Below are 15,412 nucleotides of genomic sequence, written 5' to 3'. Positions count from 1 at the left end.
TACGACACACCGTACATCTTAGGTTCTTATTTTAAGCTAATCCTACCGTTAGGATTGTCATAGACACGAATTAGCTTAAGTGTGTGTTTGGAAACGTCTTACCAGTTAAGTTACTGCGTACTCGCAATTTAGTCTTAACTTAACTGTGGAATGTAAGACATTGAATATAGTGAGATGAGTATAGCAAAACTCATCGCATTTAACAATTGCCTTATATCCACCGCCTGAAGTCGGTGGTTTTACGGCAACGAATGATAAACGGTTGGTCAATGACGCACGCTTTTTTTAACCCCCAAACAACCACTACCGCCAAAACACCTGTCAATGGCGTACTGCTGTTGGACAAGCCACAAGGCATGACATCCCAGCAAGCCGTTAGCCGCGTTAAGTGGTTGCTCAAATCACCCATGCACGACAGTCGTAAGGCAGGACACACAGGCACGCTTGATCCAATGGCGACAGGCTTACTACCAATTTGTTTGGGTGAAGCGACTAAATTTAGCCATTATCAGCTTAATGCTGTCAAATCCTACCAAGCGACCATTCAACTGGGCGCAAAGACCGATACAGGCGACGCAGACGGACAGATTACCGAACGCGCTGCCCTACCCGATTTAAGTCAAGTTGATTTGGTAGCCTTGGCGGCAAGCTTTTGTGGTGAACAATTACAGACACCGCCGATGTACGCAGCGCTCAAGCAAGATGGCAAAAAGCTGTACGAGCTTGCTCGTCAAGGTATTGAAGTTGCGCGTGAACCTCGCAGCATTACCATCGAAGCGCTTGATTTGCACGCGCCAACCGCTGATACCTTGACGCTGAATGTGACGTGTTCCAAGGGTACTTATGTGCGTGTGTTGGGTGAAGATATCGCGCACGCGCTCGGCACAGTGGGACATCTGACGGCGTTACGGCGGACGGCGACGGGTGATTTTAGGCTTGATCATGCCATTACATTGGCAGATTTTGAGGCACTGAGCTCATCTGAACGTCTAGCCAAATTGCTACCCGTCGATGCGTGCGTGGCGACCTTGCCCGTCTTAATGCTCACAGATGAACAAGCCGCTCGAATTCGACATGGACAGCGGCTAAATCTTAGCGATCAACGCCACCAACTGGCTAGAATTTTTAGCCAAGCTCGCGCAACCGATACACCACAAGTCGTGCGTTTGTATTATGGTGGGTGTTTTCTTGGGTTGGGTGAGTTTGCCGCTCACGGACGCTTACAGCCGACTAAATTGGTTCAACTGACGCCTTAGTATGCCCTAGCGCTACATTCGCTTAACAACTTACTACAATCTTGGCTAAGTTTTTATACTCCCACACAAACTGTCACGCTTTGCCTGTATTGTAAAACAGCATTATCGCCTATGATAACAATGAAGACGCAAATACAGCTAAATTTTATGCTGCCAGTCTTTATCAACCAATAAATTTATCTATATTTTAATCACATAAGGATAATAACCATGGCGAAGATTGCTTTTTTAGTTGATACCGATTTTGAACAAGTCGAATACACCCAACCACGTGATCTGCTACAACAAAAAGGTCACAACACCGTGTTGATTACCACCCAAGATAACAAGCAAGTGCGCGGATTAAACCACACGGACCCTGCCGATCATTTCACCGCGGATTTGTTGATTGGTGATGCCAGTGTCAGCGATTTTGACGCGTTGGTATTGCCAGGTGGTGGTGCTAATGCCGATGCTTTGCGTTTTAAAGACTCTGCTCAGCAATTTGTCAAACAATTTGTTGACAGTGGCAAGCCTGTAGCGGCAATTTGTCACGCACCTTGGATTTTTGTGGATACCAAAATTGCTGACGGTAAGCATCTGACAGCTTATAAAACCATTGCGATTGATTTGAAAAATGCAGGCGCAAACTTTGAGGACAAGTCGGTTGTTGTTGATGGCAATATCATCACAAGCCGCCAACCTGATGACATCCCTGATTTTGCCGACGCCATTGATAGCGCGCTTAAGGCTTAATTTTAGATTGGCTAACCGACTATAAATAACCGACTATAAAAAGGATTTTATTATGCAACCTACTACTTCAATGGATATTCATGAGCTACAAAATCGGGCTGAGCAACTGGTTGAAAATGCTGAGCTTAACCGCGAATCTGTTACCACCACTGAGGTTGAACCCGATACACTCGATGAAGTGGTTACTGCTCCGCAAGCACAGCTTAACCAGCTAGACAGCGACACACCAAAGCAGCCAGTGGGCAATAGCCACAATGCCTAAATAAGCTTAGTGGTACCCAAACCCCAATAACGCATTGGGGTTTTTTTATGGCAAAAATTCTGCTAAAATAACGCCCTTAATTTTGTTGTGTGCTGGTCTATACCCATTTAGATAGCAGCAACAAACAGGTTTACTCCTGAGAGGCGTGGTAAACCTGATATCCGTTCGCTTCTCTTTCATAGGAACTGCTATGCTAACCAATCAAGATCGCGCTGATATCATCGCAAAATTTAAGCAATCTGATAACGATACAGGCTCTCCTGAAGTGCAAATCGCACTTTTGACTGCCCGTATTAACGACTTACAACCACACTTCAAAGCCCACAAAGGCGACCACCACAGCCGTCGTGGCTTGATCCGTATGGTAAACTCACGCCGTAAGCTACTTGACTATTTGAAGAAAAAAGACGCCAATCGCTACACTGCACTGATCAACGAATTGGGCTTGCGTCGCTAATCACTGTTAACAGGCTTGCTTGCTGAGTTTGTATAAAAAGTGGCTGTCCGCTTGGATAGTCACTTTTTTATTATAAGTCTTGCTCATTTGGATGCTTGACAATTTGTAATGGCTATTAGCCACAAAACAAGCTAAAATATGTAGTTATTGGCTGCGTGAGCGGTCAACGTGAGCGGTCAACGATGTTAAAAACGATAACGCTCAACCCAAAGCAATGGTTAAAACTGCTTCTAATGCTTGGTTTTTGTAGGCAGAAAGCAAGCATTAGAGGCATGACGATTGCTGGATTTTTAAAAATTTATATAGGAAAATTATGTTTAATACGATTACCAAAGAATTTCAATATGGTAACCAACAGGTGACCCTTGAAACAGGGCGTATTGCCCGCCAGGCCAATTCGGTGTTGGTGCACATGGGCGGCGTGAGTGTGTTGGTTGCGGTGGTGGTAAAAGATGAAGCTGCACCTGGGCAGTCATTTTTTCCTTTGACGGTGAACTACCAAGAAAAAATGTACGCCGCAGGTAAAATCCCTGGCGGTTATGGCAAGCGCGAAGGTCGCCCCAGCGAGCATGAGACTTTAACTTCACGCTTGATTGACCGCCCGATCCGCCCTCTTTTTCCCGAAGGTTATTACAATGAAATCCAAGTGACCGCAACGGTGTTGTCATCAGACAAGCAGCATGATGCTGATATTGCGGCGATGATTGGTACGTCGGCAGCGTTGGCAATCTCTAATGCACCGTTTGGTGGTCCAATTGGCGCGGCTCGTGTCGGTTTGATCAACGATGCGTATGTGCTAAACCCAAGCCATGAAGAGCTCAAGCAAAGCGCGTTGGACTTGGTGGTGGCAGGTACCAAATCTGCGGTATTGATGGTTGAGTCTGAAGCGCAAGAATTGAGTGAAGACCAAATGCTAGGTGCGGTACTGTATGGGCACCAACAGCAGCAAGTGGTCATTGACGCGATCAACGAATTTGCTGCTGCCGTTGGTGTACAAAAAATGCCGTTTGAAGCACCTGCGGTCAATGAAGCGTTGCAACAGCAGCTACAAGATCAGTTTGCCGAGGCGATTTCTCAGGCGTACACCATCAGCCACAAACAACAACGTTATGCGCGTCTGGCAGAAATTGAGCAAGCGGCAATCACCGCGTTGGCAGGCGATGCCGAAAGCGCGGATTATGAGGCAAACGTCAAACAAATCGGCGAATTGTACGAAACGCTCAAATACCGCACCGTGCGTGATAATATTTTGTCAGGTAAACCGCGTATTGATGGCCGCGATTTACAAACTGTACGTGCGTTGGATATCCAAGTTGGCGTGTTGCCTTATACGCATGGCTCAGCCCTGTTTACCCGTGGTGAGACGCAAGCTTTGGTTACCACCACGTTGGGTAACACTCGTGATGTCAATTTGATTGATACCTTAGCAGGCACCAAACAAGACCACTTCATGCTGCATTATAACTTCCCAAGTTATTCGGTGGGTGAGACAGGACGTGATAGTGGGCCAAAACGCCGTGAAATTGGACACGGTCGCCTAGCGCGGCGTGGTGTGCAAGCCGTGTTGCCTGATAGTGAGCGTTTTCCTTATGTGATCCGTGTGGTATCAGATATCACCGAATCAAATGGTTCATCATCGATGGCATCGGTGTGTGGTGCAAGTTTGTCATTGATGGACGCAGGTGTACCGCTCAAAGCCCCCGTGGCAGGTATCGCCATGGGCTTGGTCAAAGAAGGTGAACGTTTTGCCGTGTTGTCAGATATCTTGGGCGATGAAGACCATTTGGGTGACATGGACTTTAAGGTGGCAGGCTCTGCCAAAGGCGTGACCGCGCTACAAATGGATATTAAAATTGAAGGCATCACTGCCGACATCATGGAACAAGCGCTACACCAAGCGCACGCAGGGCGAATTCATATCTTAAATGCAATGAATGAAGTGCTAGCAGCTAGCCGCAAAGAAATCAATGCGCATGCACCTAACTTCGCTGTGATTGATATTGATCCAGACAAAATCCGTGACGTAATTGGTAAAGGCGGTGCAACGATTCGCCAAATCACTGAGGAAACCGGCGCTGTTATTGATATTGATGACAATGGTACGATCCGTATTTTTGGTGAGAACAAAGCCTCTACCCGTGCTGCGATTGCCAAAATTGAAGCCATCACCGCTGAAGTTGAAATTGGCAAAATCTATAGCGGCAAGGTGGCGCGTTTGGCAGAATTTGGTGCATTCGTTACCGTATTGCCAAACACTGATGGTTTGGTGCATATCTCGCAAATCTCAGATGAGCGTATTGACAATGTCAGCGATGTGCTAAAAGAAGGGCAAATCGTCAATGTTTTGGTGCAAGACGTGGATAACCGCGGACGCATCAAGCTTACCATGCGCGGTGTGGATCAAAGCCCATTGGCGGACACAACCAGTGCTGAGTGATGCGCGCTTTAGCAACAAAAAACCAGTCTTTGTGACTGGTTTTTTTATCGGGTACGGTTTATATGCTGCACCTAAACGCGAAAAAATTTATCGATATACCCATAAATTTAGCGTGCGTGTCGGCTGCAGGTATTTTTCTAATAATGGCAAAATGGTGTCATCAAATGTTGTGTTAGCAGGTAACATCAGCGCATCATTGGCAAGTAATGCCACGCGCCGCACACCACCATACCGCGCCCAATCGTACAATGTCGGTGCAAATGTCGCCAATGCCTGCTCAATCGCGCTCAAATGTGGCGCGTTTTCGGCAAATTCCGTCACCGCCACATCTACAATAAATTTTGGTTTAGACAGCGCAGGGCTGACCCCCACGCCTGCCAAATCACGCTCAACATCGTGTACTAACACACCACCTAATGCCAGCTCACCACGTTGGCAAGCGGTACGGTAACGGCTAGCATGGCTAGGATACAGCGCTTGGCTTTTGAGCAACGCGCGATGACGCAATACGCCCGACGTTGGCACAGGTAGGATCAGGGCTTGATAACGGTCTTGCCACAAGGTGTTTTTAGAGATCAGCTCAATCATCGCATTCGTCGTTTAAGGTGCAGACTTTGGTGCAGCTTGTTGTCGCTCAAGCTCGGCAATGCGCTGCTCAAGTAGCTGAATACGCTCAGCTTTTTTGCTGCTTAGTTCATGCATCATATCAAGCTGCTCATTCATCATTGCTTGTTGGTCGGCAAGTTGGCTGCTTTGTTCATCAAGGCGGTCAAGCTCTTCTTTGGCAAGTGCGGGATCTTGCGGCAGCTCAGGCGCAAGAATTTCTTCAGGTGTGATAAGGTTGATTCCGTTAGCCACTTGTGGCACTTGCTCTGCTGCGCGCGGCACTATCATAGTTTGTACAGGTGCACTGGCGGTTGCAGCTGCACCAGTCTCAGTGCTATCAGTGGTCTTAGTGCTATCAGTGCTATCATGGGCTTGTGCCATCGCATTGCGGGCAGCAGGTGCAGCAGGTACAGACGCAACGGTTGTAGGCTCGGCAGGTGCTTGTGATGGCTCACGATTGAACCAATACCATAGCCCAGCAATCACCAATAACAAAGACAGCACATACAGCGCTGAGTTGGTGTTTGATTGACCACCGATTTTTGTCAGTGCTTTGCGCTGTATGTTGGTTTGTGTCGTACTCACGGTTGGTTCGGCAGAAGTCTTTTGGCGTTTGCCCAAGCCAAATCTGGCAGACGTTAGCTGACTGTTCGATGTCGCAGCATCAAAAGTCTTGGTTGTATGAGATTGGACATCCGCTGATCTTGCCTTGGTTCGTGCGATGTTGGATAAATCAAAGGGTGATTTTTTATTGATTGGAGCCGCTTTTGGGTTTGTTCCAGTTTGAGGTAGGCTGTCTTGCCGTTTTGCAGATGCAGCAGCACTGGGACTGGTAGGTGCGCAGCTGTCTGCAGACTCATGGTTCTTAAACTCTAAATCTTTTGCTATGTCTGCCGCCATTTGCTCAGCTGGTGCATCTTTACGCAAATGATCAGCCGCCCTATCATCTTGGCTTGAGTGGGCTGCGCTTGGCTGTGTTTGCGTAGAGGACAGTACGGTTTTGGTATCCGTGTTTGGTGTACTTGATAAAACTTGTGCAGGCGAACTGGGCTTTTTTTTCTGCTTTAACCATTTCATAGAATATGACCACAAGACGATATACCGCCTGATTGGTTTAGCCAAATTTAAATGCCAATACAGCTAAGCGGATTTGGCGTGGAAATCGTGATTGTGGCTAATATAACAAACCTTGACAAAAAAGCAAACAACGGGTAATGACAAGCACAGATCTTTTAGGATGAGCGGTATGCTTTTAGGTCTTAAAACGTACCACACCTACGCCTATGCCATCGGTAGGTACTACTTGGTTTAAGGCTGCCAAATCCTCACGTGTCGGACGACGCTCTTGGTGTCCACACGCTGTACATTCGATATATTCATCAACATCGGGGCTAAATATACGCACTTGCACCACTTTATCGATTGCACCGCATTTAGGGCACGCTACCCCTGCCAAAAATTGCCGTTTGGTTTGACTAGATTGATAACGCATATTGCCTACCATATAGTAAAATTACAATCATTCTAAACAATCACTGCCTAAACAGCGTGATCTCGTTTATATACAGTAATAGTTGAGGTGACAGTTTTCAAGAACGATATTTTATCATTCGTTGCCGTAAACCTGCGACTTCAGGCGGTGGATATAAGGCAATTGTTAAATGCGATGAGTTTTGCTATACTCATCTCACTATATTCAATGTCTTACATTCCACAGTTAAGTTAAGACTAAATTGCGAGTACGCAGTAACTTAACTGGTAAGACGTTTCCAAACACACACTTAAGCTAATTCGTGTCTATGACAATCCTAACGGTAGGATTAGCTTAAAATAAGAACCTAAGATGTACGGTGTGTCGTACGGGCGGTTGCCATTGTCTTAGGTTTGCGGTGGGGCTTCACCGTCTTGCAGAAGGAATCCCCTCACTTTAGGGAGGGGAGGAAGTCAACTACTTACTTTATTTGATTTAAAAATAAGTGTTGATAAATTTTGATATTTTTAAATTAGCATTTTTAAAAAGGAGAAAATCAATGGCAGATTTTATGGTCGATGACTTACAAGCTACCTTACAACAATTACGTCAAACTCAAGGTAATCCTGCTGTCAGTGTGTTTGTACCGACGCACCGCACATTTCCCGATAATGAACAAGACCATATTGCGCTCAAAAATCAGCTTAAAGTGGTCGAAGAACGCGTTGGTGAAGAGTATGATAAACGCACAGCGCAAGCCATGCTTGATGCCATCGATGCGCAGATTGCTGATATTGACCACAACTATAACCTTGATACTTTAGCCATTTTTGCTACCCCTGATAGTGCGCAAGTGTTGCGTTTGCCGTTTGATACCCCTGAGCGCGTCATCGTTGGGGACAAATTTGCCATCCGTGATCTGATGCGCAATTTGTCGCAATCGCTTAACTATTATGTGTTGGCAGTGACCAATGATTCAGCGCGCTTGATTGAAGGTGTTGATGACCGTTTGGTCAAAGAAATCAAAGAAGGCAGCGCGCGCCAACAGAATATGAAAAATATTCCCTTCCCGATTCACAACACCACCTTGCCGACCAACAGCAAGGCAGACCGTACAGGTTCATCAGATGATGACAAGTATCTAAAAGAATTCTTTAACCGCGTGGATAAAAGTATGCAAGAAATCCATGGGGTTGCGCCTAAGCCTGTTTTTGTCATGGCAGATAGCCAAAACATCGGTGTGTATGAACAAGTTTGTGACAATCCCTCAATCATTGCAGGCAAAATTGATAACATCGATCATATGAACGACGCCAATCCACAAGCGTTTATCGATGCGGTGCAATCACTGGTTGAGCAGCAGCGCGAAGCACGCTATACCACAGCCGAAGGTGAGCTAGAAAAAGCGCGTAATGAGAACATGCTGCGCACAGATTTGCAAGAAGTTTATCGTGCCGCGTTTGAAGGCAATGCTCAAACCTTGTTGGTCAAAACAGGTTACCGTGTGCCTGCGCGTATTGATGAGACCGCGCAAACGTTGCAAGTGGTGGATCAAAGCGATGAAAATTTACCCAATGTTACCGATGACGCAGTAGGTGAAATCATTGACCTTGCTAAACAAAATGGCGCGAATGTGGTATTCATGCCTGCCGATCGCATGGATAAAGAACCTGTTATACTGATCACGCGTTATTGATTAACGTTGGCTTGATCTGCCGATTATAAGATTTAGCACATGCTAAGTTCTTTGGTAAGCACCCATCCATGATTTGGTGGGTGTTTTTTTATGCCCGATCGTTTGGCTGACATTCCAGCCAAGACAGTTTTCCAATTCTGGTGCAAAACCGTTACAATAGCCACAACGTTTACTCTCATGCATGGATTCTAACCAGAGGCAACCTTATGCCCAATCAGCGTACAAATTTAGCTTACTCGCCCATCACCGTAACCACTTACAACATTCATAAGGGTATGTCACCGCTTAATCGTTTGGTCAAGGTGCGCGGTATCGCCGACGCGCTGCGTGCAGTCAATCCCGATATTTTGTGCCTGCAAGAGGTACAAGGGCAAAATCTTAAGCGCGTGCTCAAATTCAATGAATTTCCCGACCAATCGCAACATGAACTGTTTGGGGAATTTTTGCAGTACCAACACAGCTATGGCAAAAACGCCGAATACCGCCACGGACACCACGGCAACGCAGTGCTCAGCCGTCACCCGCTTGATCCCAAGCACAATGTCAATATCACGGTTAATCGTTTGGAACAGCGTGGCGTGCTGCATTGTGAGGTCACGCCTACAGGGTGGGATATGCCGATTGTGGTGCTATGTGCCCATTTAAACTTGCTAGAAAATGACCGCATTAAGCAATACGACGCGATTGCGCAGTATGTGCTAGATAGCATTGACCCTGCGCAGCCGTTGATTTTAGCAGGCGATTTTAATGACTGGCGTAAACGCTCAGATGGGCGGCTTGGTGAGACACTCGGCATGCAAGAGGCATTGTTGGCAACGCATGGGCGGCTGCCACCAACGTTTCCTGCTGCCCTACCCGTGTTGAGTTTGGACAGAATTTTTGTGCGTAACCTCACCGTACACCATGCATGGGTACATACAGGCTTGCCATGGTCGGTGCTGTCCGATCACCTCCCCGTTAGTGCAGAATTGACACCAATCTTGCCGCGTTAAACCAACGGGTTAATGGTTGGAATTTTAACGGTTTTTGGCTTGTCATCGTTGGTATTTGGATTAAAGGTTTGCACTTTTGGCGCAAGAGGTACACCTTTTTGTTGTAAATCGGGCGTAATCTGCCCTGCCTGAATGTGCTCACCTTCAAACGCGCGAATTTTATCATCGCGCGCTAAGCTCAAGTGCTCAAAATCAAACAGTTCACGGTCTGCCAGTTGTGACGGCGCAACATTTTGTAAGGCGGCAAAAATCGAATCCAAGCGTTTGGGAAACTGCGCGTCCCATTCACGCAGCATATTGTTAATCGCCGCGCGTTGCAGGTTTTCTTGGCTACCGCACAGGTTGCACGGAATAATCGGAAAATCCTTATAACGCGCGTATTTGATGATGTCTTTTTCCTCGACGTACGCCAACGGGCGAATCAAAACATTTTGCCCATCATCAGACAACAGCTTAGGTGGCATGGCTTTGAGGCTACCGCCATGAAACAAGTTGAGAAAAAACGTTGCCATGATGTCATCACGGTGATGCCCCAATGCCACTTTGGTCGCGCCGATTTGTTTGGCAAAGCCATACAACGAGCCACGGCGCAAACGCGAACACGCTGAACAGTACGTTTTACCCTCTGGTACCAAGCTTTTGACGATGCTGTAGGTGTCTTTTTCCAAAATATAGTACGGAATGCCGTGCTGGTTGAGGTAATTGGGCAATACATCGGCAGGAAAATTTGGTTGTTTTTGGTCAAGATTGACCGCGACAATATCAAAATGAATTGGCGCAATTTTCTTTAAAAACAGTAAGATATCCAGCAGTGTAAAGCTATCTTTGCCGCCAGATATACACACCATGACGATATCGCCATCTTCAATCATGTTATAGTCACGAATCGCCCACGACACCAATTTGCGTAGCTTTTTTTGTAGCTTACGAAAGCGGACAGAATTTAGCCCGTCATCGTGGGTGGGCAGGGTTTCAGGGGTTTTGGCAGACGGCGGCACAGTGGTAACAAACTCAGACATCGGCAACCTTTTTGGCTAATCGCGTGTAAACGGGCAACCAAAAACGGCTTGCCCGCGATGGACAAACCGTTATTTTAACACAAATTGAGCGGCAGCACGCGCGTCTGGCGCGGCGATGACAAAGCCGATTAGCTGTTTTTACCGCTAAAAATATTGAGCTTGCTAAGCCAACTGTCTTTTTTCTTGGCGGCGGCTTCATCAGCGGCTTTAATGCGCTGTTTACGTTTGGCTTGCTCCAAAGTTTGTTGTTCAAACAGTGGGATTTGGCGGTTGCCTTGATAAAATTCGCTGTTGCGATATGCCATGTAGGCATGATGGGCAAACACATTGAGCACCGCTGCTACGGGCAAAGCGACCAACATACCAGCAAAACCAAACAACCCTGCGCCTGCCAATACGGCAAACATAACCCAAATTGGTGACAGTCCGATTTTATCGCCCAGTAGCAATGGCTGTAAAATATAGCCTTCAACCACTTGCCCAACCATGAACGCGCCGACAATCAACGCTAGATGCAACCAGTCAAAGCCAAATTGGAAAATCCCTGCCACAATCGAGGCAATAAAGCCTAGGGCGAAGCCCATATACGGCACAAAGCTTGCCAAGCCTGCGAACATACCAATCAACAGACCGACCTTCAGACCAATCATCTGTAGCTGCACGGCATACACAATGCCCAGCAAAATCATCACTAGCAGCTGACCTTTGACAAACGACATCAACGCCTCATCGCTTTCGGTAGCGATGGTATACACGCTGCCTAAATAGCGATTAGGAATAGCATGTTGCCACTCAAGCAAACGCTCATCCCAGTTATACAAAAAGTAAAACATCAAAATTGGCACAAGCACCGCAAGCCCTGCAATGTTAATCACGCTCATACTTGAACTATACACGCTAAGCGCAAGCGAGCTTGCATCAGAAAAATTGTAGTTATTTTGCAAGTAGCTAAACACACCGCGTGACATATCTTTCATCTGAAACACTGGCAAACGCAGAGGCGTATTGCTGGCTACCCAATCGCGCACAGTGTGGTTGTAATAAGCAATGCCTTTGGGAACAAAATCCCAAATCGCCTGTAACTGTTCCCACACAATCGGTAGCAGCCACCACAACAAACCGACTGTCCCACCAATCACCCCCAAGTACACCAGCAAAATTGCCAACCAACGGCGCAAATGTAGCTTGTTTTGCAGACCGCGCACCAGTGGATTGAACAAATACGCCAGTATAAATGCCACCACAAACGGCATAATCACGGTTTGTAGCTGATACAGCACATAACCTGCAACAACAATTGCCGCCAGATAAAACAGCCGCTTAAAAAACGGGTCTTGGGAAAAACGGTAATGAGTTTGCATAAACCCCCCTTGACAGATGAATAACGGGCAGACAGGCGACCGCTAACACATGGCTAAAATACGCCATCACACGAAGGCGCAAGATTGGTATTTTGCCACAAACTTGGGTATAATGCCGCAAGATTGCCTGTGCTGAATAACGCCATAACGGCAGTGATCAAGCGCGGCGCATGCGCTCATTCAAGCTTGACAAAAACACTCAGATATCGCGGTATAAAACTTGCGTTATTGTACTGATTTTTTTGTTAAGTAATAAACAATTTTTTTAGGTAGCGTAACGCCGTGTTAGCGGTTTGTACACGATCTGCCTAAACGTATGGGCTTTGTAGCGCAATCATGTGTTGTGTTACGTAGCTACCCATGCCAAACTGCCTTTTTTACCTATTTTCTGAACCAACCAGTCGAGCCTGCCATGACCCAATCACCCAACACACCAAATTCTGCCCCAACCTCATTGAGCTATAAAGACGCAGGTGTTGATATCGACGCAGGCGACGCCTTGGTACAACGGATCAAATCGGTTGCCAAAGCCACTACCCGGGCCGAAGTTGTGGGTGGTTTGGGCGGTTTTGGTGCCTTGTGCCGCATTCCTACAGGCTATCAATCGCCCTTGTTGGTCTCAGGTACTGATGGTGTGGGCACCAAGCTCAAACTAGCCTTGCAGCTTAACCAACACGACACCATCGGACAAGACTTGGTAGCCATGTGTGTCAATGACTTGCTGGTATGTGGCGCAGAGCCACTATTTTTCTTGGACTATTATGCCACGGGAAAACTTGATGTCGATACCGCCGCGACGGTGATTGCAGGTATTGGCGAAGGTTGCCGTCTGGCAAATTGTGCGCTGATTGGTGGCGAGACTGCCGAGATGCCCGGCATGTATCAAGATGAAGATTATGACTTGGCAGGGTTTTGCGTTGGTGTGGTCGAAGAATCTGAGGTCATCACAGGCAAAAACGTGCAGCAAGGTGATGTGCTCATCGGGCTTGCCTCAAGCGGTGTGCATTCCAATGGTTATTCACTGGTGCGTAAAGTCATCGAGGTGAGTGGTGTTGATGTGACAAGCGCGCAGCTTGGCGACAAGCCGCTCAAAGATGCCTTGATGGCGCCGACCAAAATCTATGTCAAAGCCATTCAAGCCTTACAAAACGCCTTGGGCAATGCCAATATTCATGCGATGGCGCATATCACAGGCGGCGGTCTGACCGAAAACCTACCACGCGTGCTACCCGATGATCTAGCCGCCAGCATTGATACCCAAAGCTGGACAATGCCTGTCGTATTTGATTGGCTACAAACCAACGGCAACATTGCGCTAAGCGAGATGTACCGCACGTTTAATTGTGGGGTGGGTTTTGTGGTGATTTTACCCAGTGACCAAGCTGAGCAAGCCATTAAGCTACTTAATGACAATGGCGAAACCGCGTGGAGACTCGGTGAGATCGTTGCGCGCGATACTGACGCGGTGACGTATCGCTAAAATTTTGGCTGAGCAAGCGGCGCGATATACCATTGATTGACGACAAACAACCCTTTTGACCGTCTGTTAATTTCACAAGCCATGGCCGAAAACTTGACGTTATTATTGACGTTATTAACGGTTGATGAACGCATTGCTCAATATCCCATGAATTTGGTTGATTAGATTTTAAGAATATGCCCAACCAACAACCTCTAAAAATCGCTGTCTTAGTCTCAGGCAATGGCAGTAATTTGCAAGTGCTGATTGACCAAATGTTGGCAGATGCGCTACCCATCAAGCTTGTCGGTGTGATTAGCAACAAAGCTGATGCCTACGCGCTTGAGCGTGTCCGCTTGACCAATGCGCAACACCACAGCGCAATTCAAACTGCCATCATCGACCGCGATAACAACGGCAAAAAATATAGCCGTGTGGGCTTTGAGCAGCGCGCGCTTGCGGTTTTGGGTGAGTGGCAGCCTGATTTGGTGGTGTTGGCAGGTTTTATGCGGATTTTAACGCCGTTATTCATTGACGGTGTGAGCCAAACGCTAAACGCGCCGATGATTAATCTACACCCCTCGCTTTTGCCTGCGTATAAGGGCGTAAATACCCACCAACGCGTGCTACAAACGGGTGAACGATTTCACGGTTGTAGCGTACATATGGTAACCAGTGAGCTTGATGCAGGTAGGGTGATTGCGCAAGCCGTCACCGCCATCACACCTCACGAAAACGCCGAACAGCTGCAACAACGCGTGCACGGTTTAGAATACCAGCTGTTGCCACTGGTGGTGAATTTATTTGCGCGGCGGCTAGTGGTATGGCAAAGCGGTACATTGATCAATCAATCAGGTTTGCCAATGCCGTTGCGATTGTGGTTGGACTAAACGCTTTGACTTCCTCCCCTCCCTAAAGTGAGGGGATTCCTTCTACAAGACGGTCAAGCCCGACCGCAAACCTAAGACAATGGCAACCGCCCGTACGACACACCGTACATCTTAGGTTCTTATTTTAAGCTAATCCTACCGTTAGGATTGTCATAGACACGAATTAGCTTAAGTGTGTGTTTGGAAACGTCTTACCAGTTAAGTTACTGCGTACTCGCAATTTAGTCTTAACTTAACTGTGGAATGTAAGACATTGAATATAGTGAGATGAGTATAGCAAAACTCATCGCATTTAACAATTGCCTTATATCCACCGCCTGAAGTCGCAGGTTTACGGCAACGAATGATAAAAATTTGGCGGTTACACGGTTACGGTTATGCGCCAAACTGCCATACCGTCAGCACCACAATACAAACAAATAAATAACGCCCGATCCACACATTATCCAAAAATGCCTCTGTGCAAAGCGTGCGCTGATAGGTCAAGCATTTTTGATTTTGCTGATAAAACATACCAATCAGTGGTAACAGTAGCAGCACTGATATACCGCCAAAATAATGCCCAAACACCGCGCCCAAACTTGCCACAAATACCGCTTGCAGCAGGCTGATAATAGCAACGTCATATTTACCAAATAAAATCGCCGTTGATTTGACACCGATTTTTAAATCGTCTTCACGGTCTGCCATGGCGTACTGTGTGTCATACGCCACTGTCCAGCACATATAGCCAACAAACAGCAACCAGCACCAACCATCAACCACCGTGTG

15 protein-coding genes are annotated in these 15,412 nt (G+C 47.0%); 9 read left to right on the top strand and 6 right to left on the bottom strand.

Translation table 11 applies throughout. The features are described from left to right. The first annotated feature begins 269 nt into the window (after positions 1-269). The 5 genes from truB (at position 270) to pnp (ending at position 5,147) form a co-directional block, all read left to right on the top strand. On the top strand, positions 270-1,256 hold the full coding sequence (gene truB / locus MA2_RS07425; protein ID WP_067058450.1) for a tRNA pseudouridine(55) synthase TruB: 987 nt from the start codon (positions 270-272) through the stop codon (positions 1,254-1,256). A gap of 210 nt (positions 1,257-1,466) precedes the next feature. Beyond that, positions 1,467-1,991: a type 1 glutamine amidotransferase domain-containing protein gene (locus MA2_RS07420; RefSeq protein ID WP_067058448.1), complete on the top strand. Its 525-nt coding sequence runs from the start codon at positions 1,467-1,469 to the stop codon at positions 1,989-1,991. A 52-nt stretch (positions 1,992-2,043) separates the two neighbouring features. Beyond that, positions 2,044-2,253: a hypothetical protein gene (locus tag MA2_RS07415; RefSeq protein WP_143821833.1), complete on the top strand. Its 210-nt coding sequence runs from the start codon at positions 2,044-2,046 to the stop codon at positions 2,251-2,253. 190 nt (positions 2,254-2,443) lie between these two features. After that, a complete protein-coding gene (gene rpsO / locus MA2_RS07410; protein WP_067058444.1) occupies positions 2,444-2,710 on the top strand; it encodes a 30S ribosomal protein S15 in 267 nt (88 codons plus the stop codon). Positions 2,711-3,023: 313 nt separating this feature from the next. Beyond that, positions 3,024-5,147 (top strand): polyribonucleotide nucleotidyltransferase, encoded by a 2,124-nt coding sequence (gene pnp, locus MA2_RS07405; RefSeq protein WP_067058442.1) that lies wholly within the window; start codon positions 3,024-3,026, stop codon positions 5,145-5,147. An 87-nt stretch (positions 5,148-5,234) separates the two neighbouring features. On the opposite strand, the gene MA2_RS07400 is transcribed toward pnp, so the two are convergent. From MA2_RS07400 to MA2_RS07390, 3 genes are all read right to left on the bottom strand, one after another. Then, a complete protein-coding gene (locus MA2_RS07400) occupies positions 5,235-5,735 on the bottom strand; it encodes a hypothetical protein (protein ID WP_067058440.1) in 501 nt (166 codons plus the stop codon). A gap of 12 nt (positions 5,736-5,747) precedes the next feature. Further along, positions 5,748-6,830, bottom strand: coding sequence for a hypothetical protein (locus MA2_RS07395; RefSeq protein ID WP_067058438.1), 1,083 nt, complete (start codon positions 6,828-6,830; stop codon positions 5,748-5,750). Positions 6,831-7,005: 175 nt separating this feature from the next. Beyond that, positions 7,006-7,245: a YheV family putative metal-binding protein gene (locus tag MA2_RS07390; RefSeq protein ID WP_067058527.1), complete on the bottom strand. Its 240-nt coding sequence runs from the start codon at positions 7,243-7,245 to the stop codon at positions 7,006-7,008. 538 nt (positions 7,246-7,783) lie between these two features. On the opposite strand from MA2_RS07390, the gene MA2_RS07385 reads away from it, so the two are divergent. After that, entirely contained in the window at positions 7,784-8,920 is a 1,137-nt protein-coding gene (locus MA2_RS07385) for an AOC03_06830 family ribosome hibernation factor (protein WP_245945297.1), read from the top strand. A 206-nt stretch (positions 8,921-9,126) separates the two neighbouring features. Next, on the top strand, positions 9,127-9,912 hold the full coding sequence (locus MA2_RS07380) for an endonuclease/exonuclease/phosphatase family protein (RefSeq protein ID WP_067058436.1): 786 nt from the start codon (positions 9,127-9,129) through the stop codon (positions 9,910-9,912). On the opposite strand, the gene ttcA is transcribed toward MA2_RS07380, so the two are convergent. Further along, positions 9,909-10,880 carry a tRNA 2-thiocytidine(32) synthetase TtcA gene (gene ttcA / locus MA2_RS07375; protein ID WP_067058522.1) on the bottom strand — a complete coding sequence of 324 codons (972 nt, stop codon included), beginning with the start codon at positions 10,878-10,880 and terminating at the stop codon, positions 9,909-9,911. The genes MA2_RS07380 and ttcA overlap by 4 nt on opposite strands. A gap of 179 nt (positions 10,881-11,059) precedes the next feature. Beyond that, positions 11,060-12,292: an AI-2E family transporter gene (locus MA2_RS07370; RefSeq protein WP_067058434.1), complete on the bottom strand. Its 1,233-nt coding sequence runs from the start codon at positions 12,290-12,292 to the stop codon at positions 11,060-11,062. A gap of 412 nt (positions 12,293-12,704) precedes the next feature. On the opposite strand from MA2_RS07370, the gene purM reads away from it, so the two are divergent. Next, a complete protein-coding gene (gene purM / locus MA2_RS07365) occupies positions 12,705-13,772 on the top strand; it encodes a phosphoribosylformylglycinamidine cyclo-ligase (protein WP_067058520.1) in 1,068 nt (355 codons plus the stop codon). 176 nt (positions 13,773-13,948) lie between these two features. Next, positions 13,949-14,641: a phosphoribosylglycinamide formyltransferase gene (purN, locus tag MA2_RS07360; RefSeq protein WP_067058432.1), complete on the top strand. Its 693-nt coding sequence runs from the start codon at positions 13,949-13,951 to the stop codon at positions 14,639-14,641. Between the two features lie 375 nt (positions 14,642-15,016). On the opposite strand, the gene MA2_RS07355 is transcribed toward purN, so the two are convergent. Then, on the bottom strand, positions 15,017-15,412 hold a 396-nt coding region (locus MA2_RS07355), incomplete at its 5' end, for a UbiA family prenyltransferase (RefSeq protein ID WP_169795166.1).

The organism is Moraxella atlantae NBRC 14588 (genome assembly GCF_001591265.1).
Lineage (GTDB): Bacteria > Pseudomonadota > Gammaproteobacteria > Pseudomonadales > Moraxellaceae > Faucicola > Faucicola atlantae.
This window is presented reverse-complemented; position numbering and strand designations above follow the sequence as displayed.